Source organism: Pseudomonas sp. KH_021 (assembly GCF_057838865.1).
Window position 1 is genome coordinate 1734533 of record NZ_CM174477.1, and the last position, 14949, is coordinate 1749481.

Sequence of the window (14949 nt, forward strand, 5' to 3'; positions counted from 1 at the left end):
AGGTTTCTTCGAGCCCTGAGGTCTATTCACGTTGGGTTATTGCGGCCCCGCACAATTTCGGTGGCAGAGTCGATTGGACATCAGAAGCATGCGTCGGAGGAATTGACTCCAGGCTTGGAGGCGGGGGAAGGTACGTGCAAGCTTCAGGCAACCGCCTGAGCCAGGCTTGCCTGCAATGGGCCGCACGCGGTACATCAGTTAGACCGGATCGTCTGCATCGCGGGCAAGCCCAGCTCCTACAGGCCTTGCTGGGCATCAGTATGAAACGGTGGATTAATTATTCAGCCACAAAGTTGGCGGAGCAGAAACCTAGTGTGCTGTTTCCGAAATAACTTGCCCCTCCATCTGCGTCTCCATCGCCTCGCGTGCTCGCCGTATCTTGCTCAAAATTTCCTCGCCCTTTGCGTTCCAAACGTACCGGGTCGGTTGTGCGTTCCGTAATGCCAGGAAGGCGGTAATCGAGCTTTCCAACTCACGTACGGAGCCGAAGCTGCCGTCGCGCAAGAACACGGTAATGTCCCTGAAAAACCGCTCGACCATGTTCATCCACGAGCTGGAGGTCGGTGTGAAATGCACATGGAAGCGCTGATGTTTCGCCAGCCAAGCCTTCACCTTTGCGTGCTTGTGTGTCGCATAGTTATCCACGATCAGATGCAGCTGGAGATGCTTGGGCGTTTCCTTGTCGATTTTCTTAAGAAAAGCCAACCACTCCTGATGACGGTGCTGGCGCTCGATGCTACTGATCAGTTTGCCCTGGAGATAATCCAGCGCTGCGAACAGCGTGACCGTGCCGTGGCGAGTGTAATCATGGGATTTTGTTTGGATATGACCGATCCCCAGAGGCAGCCCAGGCTGTGTGCGTTCCAAGGCTTGCACCTGACTTTTCTCGTCGCAGCAGAGCACCAACGCCTTGTCTGGCGGGGCCAGATACAGGCCGATGACATCCCAGAATTTTTCCTCGAACTGCGGGTCGTTCGACAGTTTGAAGGTACGTGTCAGATGAGGTTTCAAGTCATTGGCCGCCCACAGTTTATGCACGGTGGTCGCTGATATGCCGGCGGCACGGGCCATGCTTCGGCAGCTCCAGCGGGGCTCGCCGATACGAGGTTGAGTGACCTGTTCGAGCACGCGGCGGATCGTGTCAGCAGGCAGAGGGGATTTGCGTCCTCGGCCAGGCTTGTCGAGCAGGCCTTCCAATCTGAGCGCCTGAAAACGCTGGCACCAGTCGGTGACCGTAGGGCGAGAGAAACCTGTCAATCGCACGATTTCTTCTCGCGTTGATCCTTGCGCTGCCAGCAAGATGACGCAGGCTCGACGGCCATCGCGCTGACTGATGGTGGCGGAACGTACGCGACGGCTCAGTTCGGCAAATTCTTCGGGGCTAAGCGTAATGTCCAGAGCGCTCACCAGGAACTCTCCAAGGTAGGAATGGCACCTGAAGTGTAGTGCAAGCATGGAGAAATTTATTTCGCGAACAGCACACTAGTAGTTCTGTCAGTTTCTTTTGCAATGGACGGAGGAGGATCATGAGCCACCACCTGTGAGAGGCGTGACGATGGCGAGTAGATTATCTGGTATTGCACTTCTGCAAACTGACAATGCGAGGTCTGTGCTGGGCACACGTTCAACCGGTGGCGGGGCTTACACTCCCTATGGGTTTCGCTCTGTTTCATATTCAGCGGCTGCGCTTGGATTTAATGGTGAGTTGCTGGAAAGCAGGGTAGCGAGTTATGCGTTGGGGCAAGGGTATCGGTTGTTCAGTACTGTGCTAATGAGATTCTATAGCTCGGACAGTTGGAGCCCTTTTGGTTTAGGGGGAGTGAACGGGTACAGCTACTGTGTGGGCGATCCGGTAAACGGGTCTGACGCTTCCGGGCATGTCAGTATTTTGCATAAAATTGCTAGATATGTAAGTAACAAGATTCCCAACAAAAAAATTACTAACGTCCGGAAAATTGATCATGGATTGTTTGTTTTTGAAGATAAGCGAGGGTCCCGTCTTAATGTATCGGTTCACGGCAAAGTCGATGAGCACGGTCGAGGGGTTGTAGGGTTTAATGATTGGAATGGGCGTGGAGACGATTGGAACGGACATGCAAACGTGCTACATGCGCGCCTGGTCGAGAAAGGGGTTGGCTTTCAAAAATATACGAGCGCTCGAGTGTTTGCTTGTCGTTCTGCTGCAGGCATAAGGCCACTTAATCAGGAATTTGCGGATTTGATTCGTATGCCTGTAAAAGGGTATCGGGGACTCGTAAATACCAAGGCTCGACCCGAAAGTTTCGAGCAGTTATTAGAGGCTGGAGCTATTGTTGAGGGCGGGAGTTATACGTTTTTACGCAAATATGGGCCGACTAAATACAAAACTCAAAAGAATGCTCGTGGGATTCAGCTCGAATACGACCCAGTCACTGCTAACCCATCGCAATAGAGGTGGATCTCTATCTCAAGAAGTGCAGGCGAAAAAACGCCTGCATTTAGAAGGTGGGCGACGTGCGCATTGGGATTGCGGGCGACCAAGCCCGGTCTCTGATGTGTAGAGACCGGGAACGCCTATCGTGCAAGGGTAACGCGGTGCAAGGTTGCTCAACGCCTGTTCCACCGCAGCTGCGTCTGTTTCTCTCCACTCATCAAATGGCACCCCATCTGCAAGACCCAACACGCCAAAACAAACGGCGCGGTAAGTGTGAACATCGGCAATAGGCCCAGCACCGGTTGCAACACGACGGCCAGGACAATGGCCAACAACGGCTTCCACGGCTGTTGGCGGGTCTGGCTGAAGGCAAGCGCAGCCAAGGCGGCGTTGAAGCTGTAGAGGCCGTAGAACGCTGCATCGGCTTCGCCATTGAACAAGGCGACGCTGCCGCCTATGGCTGAACCCAGCAGTGCCCACGCGGCGGCGTAGGGGTTGGCGATCAGCAGGCCGATGACGATCAGCAGGCCAGCGACAGGGTGGTCGAGCCGGAAGATCTGGCCCAGGCCGCGGACCAGGGCCGACAGTGGGTCATGATCGACGATGCCGGCTGAGGTCGCAGGCTCCAAGACCATCAACAGGGCGCCGGCCAGCACTATGTAAGGGGTGGTGTAGGCGGGCAGCACGGCAGAGTGCTCGGTGCGCTTGAGCCATTGGTGCACGAGGATGCTGCTCAGGCCGCTGGCGGCGATGATCAGCGGCGGCACGATGGCCGACCACGGCAGTAGTTCGCAGATCAATACGCCCAGCAGCACACCGTTGTAACTGTAGAGGCCGTTTTGCCGGTCGCTGCGGGCATATCCGCGGCGTTGGGCGGTGAGTAGGCCGGCGAGTGCGCCGAGCAATGCGCCGCCCAGCAGGTGGGGGGCGGTGAAAAGGAAGGCCAGCACACAAAGAAGACCGCACAGCGGGTTGCGCTGTAGAAGGACCTGGCTGAATCCATTGAGTAAGGCGGTGGCCCAGTCGGGGCAGTGGATCAGGTTTTGGGTGGTCATGATGGCGGTTGGACAGTGGTTGGATGTGTGCGGCTTCCAGCCGCGAATGCGCCGCGGGGCGGCGCTCGATTTAGGCAACACCTCAAAACCCAAGGCAAGCACCTGGAAGCCTTGATACGGCCCTCCGCCCTTGATTCTCATGGTGACCCCTTAGGGGCCTGTCAACAGATCGCATGAGCCGCACAAGGTGACCGCCTTGGTTTTTTCTTTGTTCTTGAGATCGCGCGCCGCCCGTGCGGCGCATCGCCGGCTAAAGCCGGCTCCCACATTGGTTGCAACGTGCCATGGCCTGTGAGAGTGGAGTTGTCAGCCACGCGCCCCCCCGAAACCACAAAAATCCAAAGCCGAACCACCAAGGCTAACAACCCCTACCCCACAGGACATGGCACGTTGCAACCAATGTGGGAGCCGGCTTTAGCCGGCGATGCGCCGCGCGGGCGGCGCTCGATTTTGGCAACAGCGCAAAACCCAAGGCAAGCACCTGGAAGCCTTGATACGGCCTCCCTCCCTTCATTCTCAGGGTGAACCCGTAGGGCGCCTGTTAACAGATCGCATGAGCCACACAAGGTGCCTGCCTTGGTTTTTTCTTTGTTCTTGAGATCGCGCGCCGCCCGCGCGGCGCATTCGCGGCTAAAGCCGCCCACAGAGGGCCTATCAGATCAACGTTTCAATGCGCAGCGAGTTGGTCGATCCCGGTTTGCCAAACGGCACGCCGGCGGTGATCAACAAGGTGTCGCCACGGCTCGCCATGCCCTGCGCCTGGGCGATTTCCAGTGCGGTGGAGCAGACTTCGTCCACTTGGCGCAGGCGATCGTTGACCACCGAGTGAATACCCCAGGCCACGGTCAGGCGGCGGGCGGCGGACAGGTTTGGCGTCAGGTTGAGGATCGGCACCCGTGGTCGCTCGCGTGCGGCACGCAGGCTGGAGCTGCCCGACTCGCTGTAGTTGACCAGCGCTGCCACCGGCAGGATGCCGCTGATACGGCGGATGGCGCAGCTGATGGCGTCCGACACGGTGGCTTCGGCTTGTGGCCGGCCGGCGTCGAGTTGGGTCTGGTAGTCCGGGCCGCTTTCGACCTGGCGGATGATCTTGCTCATCATCTGCACCGCGTCGAGCGGGTAGTCGCCCGAGGCGGTTTCAGCCGACAGCATCACGGCGTCCGCACCTTCGGCCACGGCGTTGGCGACGTCTGTGACCTCGGCACGGGTCGGCGCTGGCGAGAAGCGCATGGATTCCAGCATCTGGGTCGCCACGACCACCGGCTTGCCCAGCTGGCGGCAGGTGCCAATGATGCTTTTCTGGATTTGCGGCACGCTTTCGGCCGGCACTTCCACGCCCAGGTCGCCACGGGCCACCATGATCGCGTCGCTGAGTTCCGCGATCTCGCGCAGTTGGGTGACGGCGGTGGGTTTCTCGATCTTGGCCATCAGGAAAGCACGGTCGCCGATCAGTTCGCGCGCTTCAAGAATGTCTTCGGGGCGCTGAACAAATGATAGCGCCACCCAGTCCACGCCCAGCTCCAGGCCGAAACTCAAATCGCGACGATCCTTGGCCGTCAGCGGGCTGAGTTCCAGCACCGCTTGTGGCACGTTCACGCCTTTGCGATCCGACAGTTCACCGCCGTTGAGCACTTCGGTGTCGATGGCATCGGCGTGCTTGGCGGTGACGCGCAGGCGCAGCTTGCCGTCGTCCAGCAACAGGTCCATGCCCGGTTCAAGGGCGGCGATGATTTCCGGGTGCGGCAGGTTGACCCGGCGCTGGTCGCCCGGGGTGGCATCCAGGTCCAGGCGCAGGGCCTGGCCACGCTGCAGTTGCACCTTGCCATCGGCAAAGCGACCCACGCGCAGCTTTGGCCCTTGCAGGTCCATGAGGATGCCGAGCGGGTAGTTGAGTTGGGTTTCGACGTCACGAATCCACTGGTAGCGCAGGGCGTGATCGGCGTGTTCGCCGTGGCTGAAGTTCAGGCGGAAGATGTTCACGCCGGCTTCGACCAATTGGCGAACATCGTCGATGCCCTTGGTGGCCGGGCCCAGGGTCGCGAGGATTTTTACTTTTTTATCAGGCGTCATTGGGATGGGCTCTCAAGAATCAGGATGGCACGAAAATCGTTGACGTTAGTGCGCGTAGGCTCTGTCACGATCAAGGCGTCGAGGGCGGCGAAGTAGCCGTAGCCGTTGTTGTTGTCCAACTCATCGCTGGCCGACAGGCCCAGGGCCGCGGCTTGGGCGTAGCTGTGCGGGGTCATGAGGGCGCCGGCGTTCTCTTCCGAGCCGTCGATGCCGTCGGTGTCACCGGCCAGTGCGTAGACGCCGGGCAGGCCCTTGAGGTTTTCGGTGAGGCTGAGCAGGAATTCGGCGTTGCGCCCGCCACGGCCATTGCCGCGCACGGTCACGGTGGTTTCGCCACCGGAGAGAATCACGCAGGGCGCGGCCAGTGGCTGGCCGTGCAAGACGATCTGGCGAGCGATGCCGGCGTGGACCTTGGCCACTTCACGTGATTCGCCTTCCAGGTCACCCAGGATCAGCGGGCTGAAGCCGGCCATGCGCGCCTTGACGGCGGCGGCCTCCAGCGACTGCTGCGGTTTGGCGATCAGTTGGAAATGGCTGCGCGCCAGGCACGGGTCGTCGGCCTTGACGGTTTCCGACTCGGGGTTGTTGAGCCAGGCCAGTACGGCGGCGGGTGCTTCAATGTTGTAGCGCTTGAGAATCGCCAGCGCCTCGGCCGAGGTACTGGGGTCGGCCACGGTGGGGCCGGAGGCGATGACCGTGGCCAGATCGCCCGGTACATCGGAAATCGCATAGGTATAGACGCTGGCTGGCCAGCAGGCTTTCGCCAGGCGGCCGCCCTTGATCGCCGAGAGGTGCTTGCGCACGCAGTTCATCTCACCGATGGTGGCGCCGGACTTGAGCAGGGCTTTGTTGATGGTTTGTTTGTCGGCCAGGGTGATCCCTTTTGCCGGTAGGGCGAGCAGCGCAGAGCCACCGCCGGACAGCAGGAAGATCACGCGGTCATCTTCGTTCAGGTTGCTGACCAGCTTCAGCACCCGCTCGGCGACAGCGAGGCCCGCGGCATCCGGCACGGGATGGGCGGCTTCGACGACTTCGATTTTCGAGCAGCTGGCGCCGTGGCCGTAGCGGGTCACGACCAGGCCTGTGACCTCGCCTTGCCAGCAGTGTTCGACCACTTCGGCCATGGCGGCTGCGGCTTTGCCGGCGCCGATGACGATGACGCGGCCGGTACGATCAGTGGGCAGATGGGCTTCGAGGACCTGGCGCGGGTGCGCGGCGTCAATGGCCGTGGCGAAGAGCTCGCGCAGAAAACGTTGCGGATCGAGCGACATGGCAGGCTCCCGTTTTGTGTTTTTTTGGGGGGCAGGGGGACTTACTTACTGTAGGAGCGGACCTGGCCGCGATGGGCCGCAATGCGGCCCCGGTTCCCGATCTCAATTAAACCCAAAGCGGTCTGCTGCGCAGTCCATCGCGCCCAGGTGCGCTCCTACAGGGCGTATTTCAGCCGGACGTTATTTGTCGCCACGGATCGAGAAGTTGGCCATGTGTTCCAGGCCTTTGATCAATGCCGAGTGGTCCCAGTTGGCGCCACCGATGGCCGCGCAGGTGCTGAACACTTGCTGGGCATTGGCGGTGTTGGGCAGGTTGATCGACAGCTCCTTGGCGCCTTGCAGGGCCAGGTTCAGGTCCTTCTGGTGCAGGCTGATACGGAAGCCCGGGTCGAAGGTGCCTTTGATCATGCGCTCGCCGTGCACTTCCAGGATCTTCGACGAAGCGAAGCCGCCCATCAGCGCTTCACGCACCTTGGCCGGGTCTGCGCCGTTCTTGGCGGCGAACAGCAGGGCTTCGGCGACGGCCTGGATGTTCAGGGCGACGATGATCTGGTTGGCGACCTTGGCAGTCTGGCCATCGCCATTACCACCGACCAGGGTGATGTTCTTGCCCATGGCCTGGAACAGCGGCAGGGCGCGTTCGAAGGCCTGGTTGTCACCACCGATCATGATGCTCAGGGTGGCCGCCTTGGCGCCGACTTCACCGCCCGATACCGGCGCGTCGAGGTACTGCGCGCCCGTGGCGTTGACCTTGACGGCGAAGGCCTTGGTAGCGGTGGGCGAGATCGAGCTCATGTCGATCACGATCTTGTTCGGGCCCAGGCCTGCAATCACGCCGTCTTCGCGCTCAAGCACGTCAGCGACCTGAGGGGTATCGGGCACCATGATGATGATGAATTCAGCTTCCTGGGCCACTTCCTTCGGGTTGGCCAGGGCGATGGCGCCCGCGGCGACCAGGTCAGCTGGCGCGGGGTCGTGATGCTGCGACAGGAAAAGGCTGTGACCTGCTTTTTGCAGGTTCGACGCCATTGGGTGGCCCATGATGCCGGTGCCGATAAATCCGATTTTAGCCATGAGAAATACCTGCTCAGATTGCGTTGTGGGTTTTCAGCCAGCCGAGGCCCGCTTCGGTGGTGGTCAGTGGCTTGTATTCACAGCCCACCCAGCCCTGGTAACCAATGCGGTCCAGGTGTTCGAAGAGGAAGCGATAGTTGATCTCGCCGGTGCCAGGCTCGTTGCGGCCGGGGTTGTCGGCCAGTTGAACGTGATTGATCTGTGGCAGGTGCGTGGCCAGGGTGCGGGCCAGGTCACCTTCCATGATTTGCATGTGGTAGATGTCGTATTGCAAGAACAGGTTGGCGCTGCCGACCTTTTCCTGGATGGCCAGGGCCTGCTTTGTGTTGTTCAGGTAGAAGCCTGGGATGTCGCGAGTGTTGATCGCTTCCATCACCAGCTTGATACCGGCCGCTTGCAGCTTGTCGGCGGCGAATTTCAGGTTGTCGACGAAGGTTTGCTCGACAGTGGCGCAATCCAGGCCTTGTGGGCGGATGCCCGCCAGGCAGTTGATCTGGGTGTTGCCCAACACTTGTGCGTAAGCGATGGCAAGGTCGACGCCAGAGCGGAATTCTTCGACGCGGTCAGGGTGGCAGGCGATACCGCGTTCGCCCTTGGCCCAGTCACCGGCCGGCAGGTTGAACAGCACTTGAGTCAGGCCGTTGCTGTCCAGCTGTTGTTTGATTTCAGCGGAGCTGAAGTCGTAGGGGAACAGGTACTCGACCCCGCTGAAGCCTGCGTCGGCTGCAGCCTTGAAACGGGCGAGAAAGTCCTGCTCGGTGAACAGCATGGACAGGTTGGCGGCGAAACGTGGCATGTGTGTCTCCTTGCGAAATTGCGCCCTCACCCCTAGCGGGATGAGGGCATCGGCAGGTCAGTCCAGCAGCGAGATGGCGGTCGGTGCGTCGCCGCCGACCAGCGCCAGGTCTTCGAATTCGTTGACGGCGTTGATCTCGGTGCCCATGGAAATGTTGGTCACACGCTCCAGGATGATCTCGACCACCACTGGCACTTTGAACTCGTCCATCATCTGCTGGGCTTTGCGCAGCGCAGGGGCGATGTCCTTCGGCTCGAACACACGCAGGGCTTTGCAACCCAGGCCTTCAGCGACGGCCACGTGGTCCACGCCATAGCCGTTGAGCTCAGGGGCGTTGAGGTTTTCGAAGGCCAACTGCACGCAGTAGTCCATCTCGAAACCACGCTGGGACTGACGGATCAGGCCCAGGTAAGAGTTGTTCACCACGACGTGGATGTACGGCAGGTTGAACTGCGCGCCCACGGCCAGTTCTTCGATCATGAACTGGAAGTCATAGTCGCCCGACAGTGCCACGACTTTGCGGGTCGGGTCGGCCTTGACCACACCCAGTGCAGCAGGGATGGTCCAGCCCAGCGGGCCGGCCTGGCCGCAGTTGATCCAGTGGCGAGGCTTGTAGACGTGCAGGAACTGGGCGCCGGCGATCTGCGACAGACCGATGGTGCTGACGTAGCAGGTGTCTTTGCCGAACACCTGGTTCATTTCCTGGTAAACGCGCTGCGGCTTGACCGGCACGTTGTCGAAATGGGTCTTGCGCTGCAGGGTGGCCTTGCGCTGTTGGCAGTCTTGCAGCCAAGCGTCACGGCTCTTGAGCTTGCCGGCGGCTTTCCACTCGCGAGCCACTTCCAGGAACACGTCCAGGGCTGCACCTGCGTCGGAAACAATACCCAGGTCCGGGGTGAACACGCGACCGATCTGGGTGCCTTCGATGTCAACGTGGATAAAGCGACGGCCTTCGGTGTAAACCTCAACAGAACCGGTGTGGCGGTTGGCCCAGCGGTTGCCGATGCCCAGTACCACATCGGACTTGAGCATCGTGGCGTTGCCGTAGCGGTGCGAAGTTTGCAGGCCCACCATGCCGACCATCAGCGGGTGATCGTCAGGGATGATGCCCCAGCCCATCAGGGTTGGAACCACTGGGATACCGGTCAGCTCAGCGAACTCGACGAGCTTCTCGCTGGCGTCGGCGTTGATGATGCCGCCACCGGCTACCAACAGTGGGCGCTCGGCGGTGTCGAGCATGGCCAGCACTTTTTCGGCCTGGACGCGGTTGGCTTGTGGCTTGTAGACAGGCAGCGGCTGGTAGGCGTCGATATCGAATTCGATTTCTGCCATCTGCACGTCGAACGGCAAGTCGATCAGCACAGGGCCTGGGCGACCGGAGCGCATTTCAAAGAAGGCTTTCTGGAAAGCGTACGGCACTTGGCCCGGCTCCAGGACGGTGGTCGCCCACTTGGTCACAGGCTTGACGATGCTGGTGATGTCGACGGCTTGGAAGTCTTCCTTGTGCATGCGGGCACGCGGCGCTTGGCCGGTGATGCACAGGATTGGGATGGAGTCGGCAGAAGCACTGTAGAGGCCGGTAACCATGTCGGTGCCGGCAGGGCCGGAAGTGCCGATGCACACGCCGATGTTGCCGGCTTTGGTGCGGGTGTAACCCTCAGCCATGTGCGAGGCGCCTTCAACGTGGCGAGCGAGGACGTGATCGATACCGCCGACTTTCTTCAGGGCCGAATACAGCGGGTTGATCGCTGCACCCGGAATGCCAAACGCGGTCTCAACACCTTCGCGGCGCATCACCAGAACGGCTGCATCAATTGCTCTCATTTTGCTCATGGTTTTGTGCCTCTTGTGTTTTGTAATTGTATACAAATGGCTTTCAGCAGAGTTTATTCACGCCTGACTCATTCGGTCAATTCTTTTTCGTCTGCTGCCTTGGATTCGCCAAAAAGCCTGCTAAAACTGCTTCTGGCTCGATTAGTTTTCACTTGCTGGAATTATTGTATACAAAAAAATATCTCATTGTGTTCTATTTGTCGCAGAGATTTTTCACTTGCCCTTTGGGCTTCTTATAACAAGAGGACGTATTTATGAACGCTCTGACCTTGAAAGCCGCGCTGGAATTGGTCTCCCGCGCCCTGGCTACCGGCCGTGAAATCAATGCCGCACCGCTGGCGGTGGTGGTGTTGGATGCCGGGGGGCACCCGCTGGCGATGCAACGCGAGGACGGCGCCAGCGTGATGCGCCCGCAAGTCGCCACAGGCAAGGCGTGGGGCGCCATTGCACTGGGCAAGGGTTCACGTTTGCTGGCTGAGGATGCGGCCAAGCGGCCGGCGTTTTTTTCGGCGTTGAACGGTTTGGGGCAGACGTCGGTCGTGCCAGCGCCCGGGGGCGTGCTGGTGCGCGATCAGGCGGGGAATGTATTGGGGGCGGTGGGGATCAGCGGGGATACATCAGACATCGACGAGCAATGCGCGATCAGCGCGATCGAAGCGCTGGGCTTGCGGGCTGATGCCGGGAAAGTCTGATCGAGCCTAACCCGCGGTGCGTTCATCGCGGCCTGTAGGAGCCGGGTTTACCCGCGATGGCCACACCGCGGTCCATCTGATAGACCGCGGTGTGGCCATCGCGGGTAAACCCGGCTCCTACAGGGGATGTGCATTGCGTAATGCATCAGGCAAACCCAAGTGCGTGGGCCGACAAAATCAGTGGGCTTCGGGTTCGCAACCCTTGAGGACCAGGCGGATGATGGTCTGCGCCGCCGCCTCATAATCTGCATCTTCCAGTTTGGCCTTCCCGGTCACCGTCGAAATCTGCCAATCGAAATCCGCATAGGTCTGCGTCGCCGCCCAGATGCTGAACATCAGGTGGTGCGGGTCGATGGGGGCGATCTGGCCGCGGTCGATCCAGGTCTGCAAGCATTCGATGTTGTGCCGGGCCTGGACGTTGAGCTGCTCGACTTGCTCAGGGCTCAGGTGTGGCGCGCCGTGCATGATCTCGCTGGCAAACACCTTGGAGGCAAAGGGCACATCGCGGGAGATGCGTATTTTCGAGCGGATATAGGCACTGAGTACCTCTTTGGGGTCGCCCTCGGCATTGAAGGGCGTGGAGGCCTGCAGGATCGGCTCGATGATGCTCTCAAGGACCTCGCGGTAGAGGTTTTCCTTGGACTTGAAGTAGTAGTAGACATTCGGCTTGGGCAGCCCGGCCTTGGCCGCGATGTCACTGGTCTTGGTGGCAGCGAAGCCTTTTTCGGCAAATTCCTCACTGGCTGCGCGCAGGATCAGTTCTTTATTGCGCTCGCGAATGCTGCTCATCGTTCGGGGGAGTCCTTGTTTCGCCGCAAGTGGCGCGTGGCCTGGTCGGGCGGTTGCGCATGGTAGCACCGGCCTTGCGCGGCGCTCAAGGCCGCGCGCCGGCGCCTGGGGCAGGCTATGCTGAGCAGTCAAATCACTGTGTGGAGCCGGATCGATGGCAGGAAGCAGCTTGCTGGTACTCATCGACGACATTGCGACTGTGCTCGATGACGTCGCCCTGATGACGAAACTGGCCGCCAAGAAAACCGCCGGGGTACTGGGGGATGACCTGGCCCTCAATGCCCAGCAGGTCACCGGGGTGCGTGCCGAGCGCGAAATCCCGGTGGTCTGGGCGGTGGCCAAGGGCTCGTTCCTGAATAAATTGATTCTGGTGCCTGCGGCGCTGGCCATCAGCGCCTTCGCGCCTTGGGCCGTCACACCGCTGCTGATGGCGGGCGGGGCGTTCCTGTGCTTTGAGGGCTTCGAGAAGCTGGCGCACAAGTACTTGCACAGCGAAGCCGAGGATCAACTCGAACACGCGCAATTGACGGCGGCAGTCGCCGATCCAGACGTCGATTTGGTGGCGTTCGAGAAAGATAAGATCAAGGGCGCGGTGCGTACCGATTTCATCCTGTCTGCCGAGATCATCGCCATCACCTTGGGGGTTGTCGCAGGCACTTCGCTGACGCAGCAGATTATCGTGCTATCGGGCATTGCCATCGCGATGACCATCGGCGTGTATGGGCTGGTGGCGGGCATCGTCAAGCTTGACGACCTGGGGCTGTGGCTCACGCAGAAATCCAGCGCTGCGGCCAAGGCGGTCGGCAATGGCATCCTGCGGGCAGCGCCCTACATGATGAAGAGCCTGTCTGTGATCGGTACAGCGGCGATGTTCCTGGTCGGCGGCGGGATTCTGGTGCACGGCGTCGCGCCGCTCCACCACGCGATTGAAGGCATCGCGGCCAGTACGTCGGTGTCGATGTTGGTGTCGACGCTGCTCAACGCCGCGGTGGGTATCGTCGCGGGCGGGGTCGTGGTGGCGGCCTGGACGCTGATCGGCAAGGCGCGCAAGGCGGTTGCCGGTTGAAACAAACCCGGCGCCGCCCTCAGGTGACGCCAGTCTCGCTTAGAAGTGCACCTTGACCAGCAGGCTCGCGGTGTTCTGGTTGGTGTCGAAGAACGGGGTGTCTTCGATGCCGTACTTATCCTTCCAGTAGTCGTACTCGATACCGACGTACAACTGCTTCTCGCCCAGGTTCAGCGCTTTGCCCAAGTCGTATTTGACCTGTGGGTTGAAGTGCAGGTTGGCGTGGTAGGTGCCACGGGCGTTCTCGTCGTTGTCGACCACCCAATCCATGAAGCCGTCGATCAGCACGTCGGACTTGCCCACAGGGATGGTGTAGGACCAGGCCGGGGTGATCTGCCAGACGTTGTCACCGGGACGGTCGCCGTCGGTGTGACGCTGGTAGAAGTTCAACTGGAAGTAATCGAAGCCCGGGATGTCCAGGTCGAAACCTGGGCCGATCAGGTAGGAATCAACGTCACCCTCACCAAACTCGTAGGTCATGGCCAACAACACGTCTTTGACCGGGCCGAAGGCTAGCTTCTGGTTAAAGATCTTGCCGAACGACAAGCGCGGGCTGAATTCGCCGTAGTAGGTGTTCGGGCCTACGACTGGGTCTTTCTGGCCGTTGTAGAAAATCTTGTCGATGAACAGGAAGTTGTCACCGTACTTCCAGCCGTCGGCATGTTCGAACGTGACGGTTTGCTGGATCTCGGGGTTGACGGCGAAGTCCTGGCCGTAGAGGTAGGTCAGGCTGTTGTTCTGCCACTGCAGCAGGTCACCGGCCAGGGCTTGTCCGCCAGCCAACAGGCTGCCAGCGAGCGCGAGGCTCGAGAGAGTGCGTTTCATCGGTTGCTCCCAGTTTGTAGGTTTCAGTTCTTGTTGGATTTGGTGCCTGAAACGGCACCCTTTGTCTCAAAATCCTGATCTCTTGGTCAACTTATTTCTTTGGCGCGCAGCATAAGAAATCGATGGCAGAAATCCTGATCGAGACGATAAGAATTCGAGGGGGGGGTCGAGCGGGCGCGCAGAGTACTGGCTTGCGCGCCACAGCTCAAGTGCTTGGCGTAGGAGCTGGCTTTAGCCGCGATGCCCGCGGGGGATCAGAAATGGGCTTTGGCCAGGACGCTTACGACGCTTTCGTCGGTGTCCAGCCTGGCGCTGTCCTGAATGCCGTATTTGTCTTTCCAGTAGCTGTACTCAACGCCCACATACAGCTGTTTGGCACCGATATTCAACGCTTTGCCCAGGTCATATTTGACTTGCGGGTTGAAGTGCAGGTTGGCGTGGTAGGTGCCTCGTCGGGTTTCATCGTTGTCGACTACCCAGTCCATATAGCCATCGATCAGTACGTCGGATTTACCCGCCGGGAGGGTGTAGGAGAACGAGGGGGTGATTTGCCAGACACGGTCACCGGGGCGGCTGCCTTCGGTGTTGCGCTGGTAGAAGTTCAGGGTGAAATAGTTGAAGCCCGGCACCGCCAGGTCAAAGCCTGGGCCGATCAGATAAGACTCGGTGTCGCCCTCGCCGTATTCATAGGTCATGGCCAGCAGCACGTCCTTGATCGGGCCGAAAGATAAGTCGCTGTTGGAAATCTTTGCCAATGACAGACGTGGGCTGAACTCGCCGTAGTAGGTATTGGAGCCTTTGTTACGGTCGTCCTTGCCGTTGAAGAAAATCTTGTCGACGAACAGGAAGGTGTCGCCGTATTTCCACTTGTCGGCATGCTCGAAGGTCACTGTCTGCTGGACCCGTGGATTGATCTCAAAATGCGTGCCGTACAGGTAGGTCAGGCTGTTGGTCTGCCACAGCAGGGCATTTCCCGCGATGGCGGGTACCGTCGCCAGCAGTCCGGCGCCGAGGAGCAGAAGGGTGCAGATGCGCTTCATAGATTCGATCCCGTTTGTTGTTATT

13 protein-coding genes are annotated in these 14949 nt (G+C 59.9%); 3 read left to right on the forward strand and 10 right to left on the reverse strand.

Annotation, left to right across the window (positions count from 1 at the left end):
* Positions 1-309 precede the first annotated feature (309 nt).
* The gene (locus AC3IX4_RS08225) at positions 310-1407 is read right to left on the reverse strand and encodes an IS630 family transposase (protein WP_489260065.1); all 1098 of its coding nucleotides are present in this window, start codon (positions 1405-1407) and stop codon (positions 310-312) included.
* A gap of 133 nt (positions 1408-1540) precedes the next feature.
* On the opposite strand from AC3IX4_RS08225, the gene AC3IX4_RS08230 reads away from it, so the two are divergent.
* Positions 1541-2431, forward strand: coding sequence for an RHS repeat-associated core domain-containing protein (locus AC3IX4_RS08230; protein WP_489260066.1), 891 nt, complete (start codon positions 1541-1543; stop codon positions 2429-2431).
* Between the two features lie 155 nt (positions 2432-2586).
* Here AC3IX4_RS08230 and AC3IX4_RS08235 read toward each other — a convergent pair whose 3' ends face one another.
* From AC3IX4_RS08235 to gcl, 6 genes are all read right to left on the reverse strand, one after another.
* Entirely contained in the window at positions 2587-3468 is an 882-nt protein-coding gene (locus AC3IX4_RS08235) for an urea transporter (RefSeq protein ID WP_489261248.1), read from the reverse strand.
* Between the two features lie 654 nt (positions 3469-4122).
* The gene (gene pyk / locus AC3IX4_RS08240; RefSeq protein WP_489260067.1) at positions 4123-5538 is read right to left on the reverse strand and encodes a pyruvate kinase; all 1416 of its coding nucleotides are present in this window, start codon (positions 5536-5538) and stop codon (positions 4123-4125) included.
* Positions 5535-6809: a glycerate kinase type-2 family protein gene (locus tag AC3IX4_RS08245; RefSeq protein ID WP_489260068.1), complete on the reverse strand. Its 1275-nt coding sequence runs from the start codon at positions 6807-6809 to the stop codon at positions 5535-5537. The genes pyk and AC3IX4_RS08245 overlap by 4 nt, the downstream gene beginning before the upstream one ends.
* 180 nt (positions 6810-6989) lie before the next feature.
* Positions 6990-7883, reverse strand: a complete 894-nt coding sequence (locus tag AC3IX4_RS08250; protein WP_489260069.1) for a 2-hydroxy-3-oxopropionate reductase — start codon at positions 7881-7883, stop codon at positions 6990-6992.
* Positions 7884-7896: 13 nt separating this feature from the next.
* A complete protein-coding gene (gene hyi / locus AC3IX4_RS08255; protein WP_489260070.1) occupies positions 7897-8679 on the reverse strand; it encodes a hydroxypyruvate isomerase in 783 nt (260 codons plus the stop codon).
* A gap of 57 nt (positions 8680-8736) precedes the next feature.
* Positions 8737-10512, reverse strand: a complete 1776-nt coding sequence (gene gcl / locus AC3IX4_RS08260; RefSeq protein ID WP_489260071.1) for a glyoxylate carboligase — start codon at positions 10510-10512, stop codon at positions 8737-8739.
* Between the two features lie 254 nt (positions 10513-10766).
* Between gcl and AC3IX4_RS08265 the strand changes: the two genes are divergently transcribed.
* Positions 10767-11204 carry a GlcG/HbpS family heme-binding protein gene (locus AC3IX4_RS08265; RefSeq protein WP_489260072.1) on the forward strand — a complete coding sequence of 146 codons (438 nt, stop codon included), beginning with the start codon at positions 10767-10769 and terminating at the stop codon, positions 11202-11204.
* Positions 11205-11381: 177 nt separating this feature from the next.
* Here AC3IX4_RS08265 and AC3IX4_RS08270 read toward each other — a convergent pair whose 3' ends face one another.
* Positions 11382-11993, reverse strand: a complete 612-nt coding sequence (locus AC3IX4_RS08270) for a TetR/AcrR family transcriptional regulator (RefSeq protein WP_489260073.1) — start codon at positions 11991-11993, stop codon at positions 11382-11384.
* Between the two features lie 154 nt (positions 11994-12147).
* On the opposite strand from AC3IX4_RS08270, the gene AC3IX4_RS08275 reads away from it, so the two are divergent.
* Positions 12148-13059 (forward strand): DUF808 domain-containing protein, encoded by a 912-nt coding sequence (locus AC3IX4_RS08275; RefSeq protein ID WP_489260074.1) that lies wholly within the window; start codon positions 12148-12150, stop codon positions 13057-13059.
* A gap of 39 nt (positions 13060-13098) precedes the next feature.
* Here AC3IX4_RS08275 and AC3IX4_RS08280 read toward each other — a convergent pair whose 3' ends face one another.
* Together AC3IX4_RS08280 and AC3IX4_RS08285 are read right to left on the reverse strand one after the other, a co-directional pair.
* On the reverse strand, positions 13099-13884 hold the full coding sequence (locus AC3IX4_RS08280) for an outer membrane protein OmpK (protein ID WP_489260075.1): 786 nt from the start codon (positions 13882-13884) through the stop codon (positions 13099-13101).
* A 254-nt stretch (positions 13885-14138) separates the two neighbouring features.
* Positions 14139-14924 carry an outer membrane protein OmpK gene (locus tag AC3IX4_RS08285; RefSeq protein WP_489260076.1) on the reverse strand — a complete coding sequence of 262 codons (786 nt, stop codon included), beginning with the start codon at positions 14922-14924 and terminating at the stop codon, positions 14139-14141.
* Between the last annotated feature and the right edge of the window lie 25 nt (positions 14925-14949).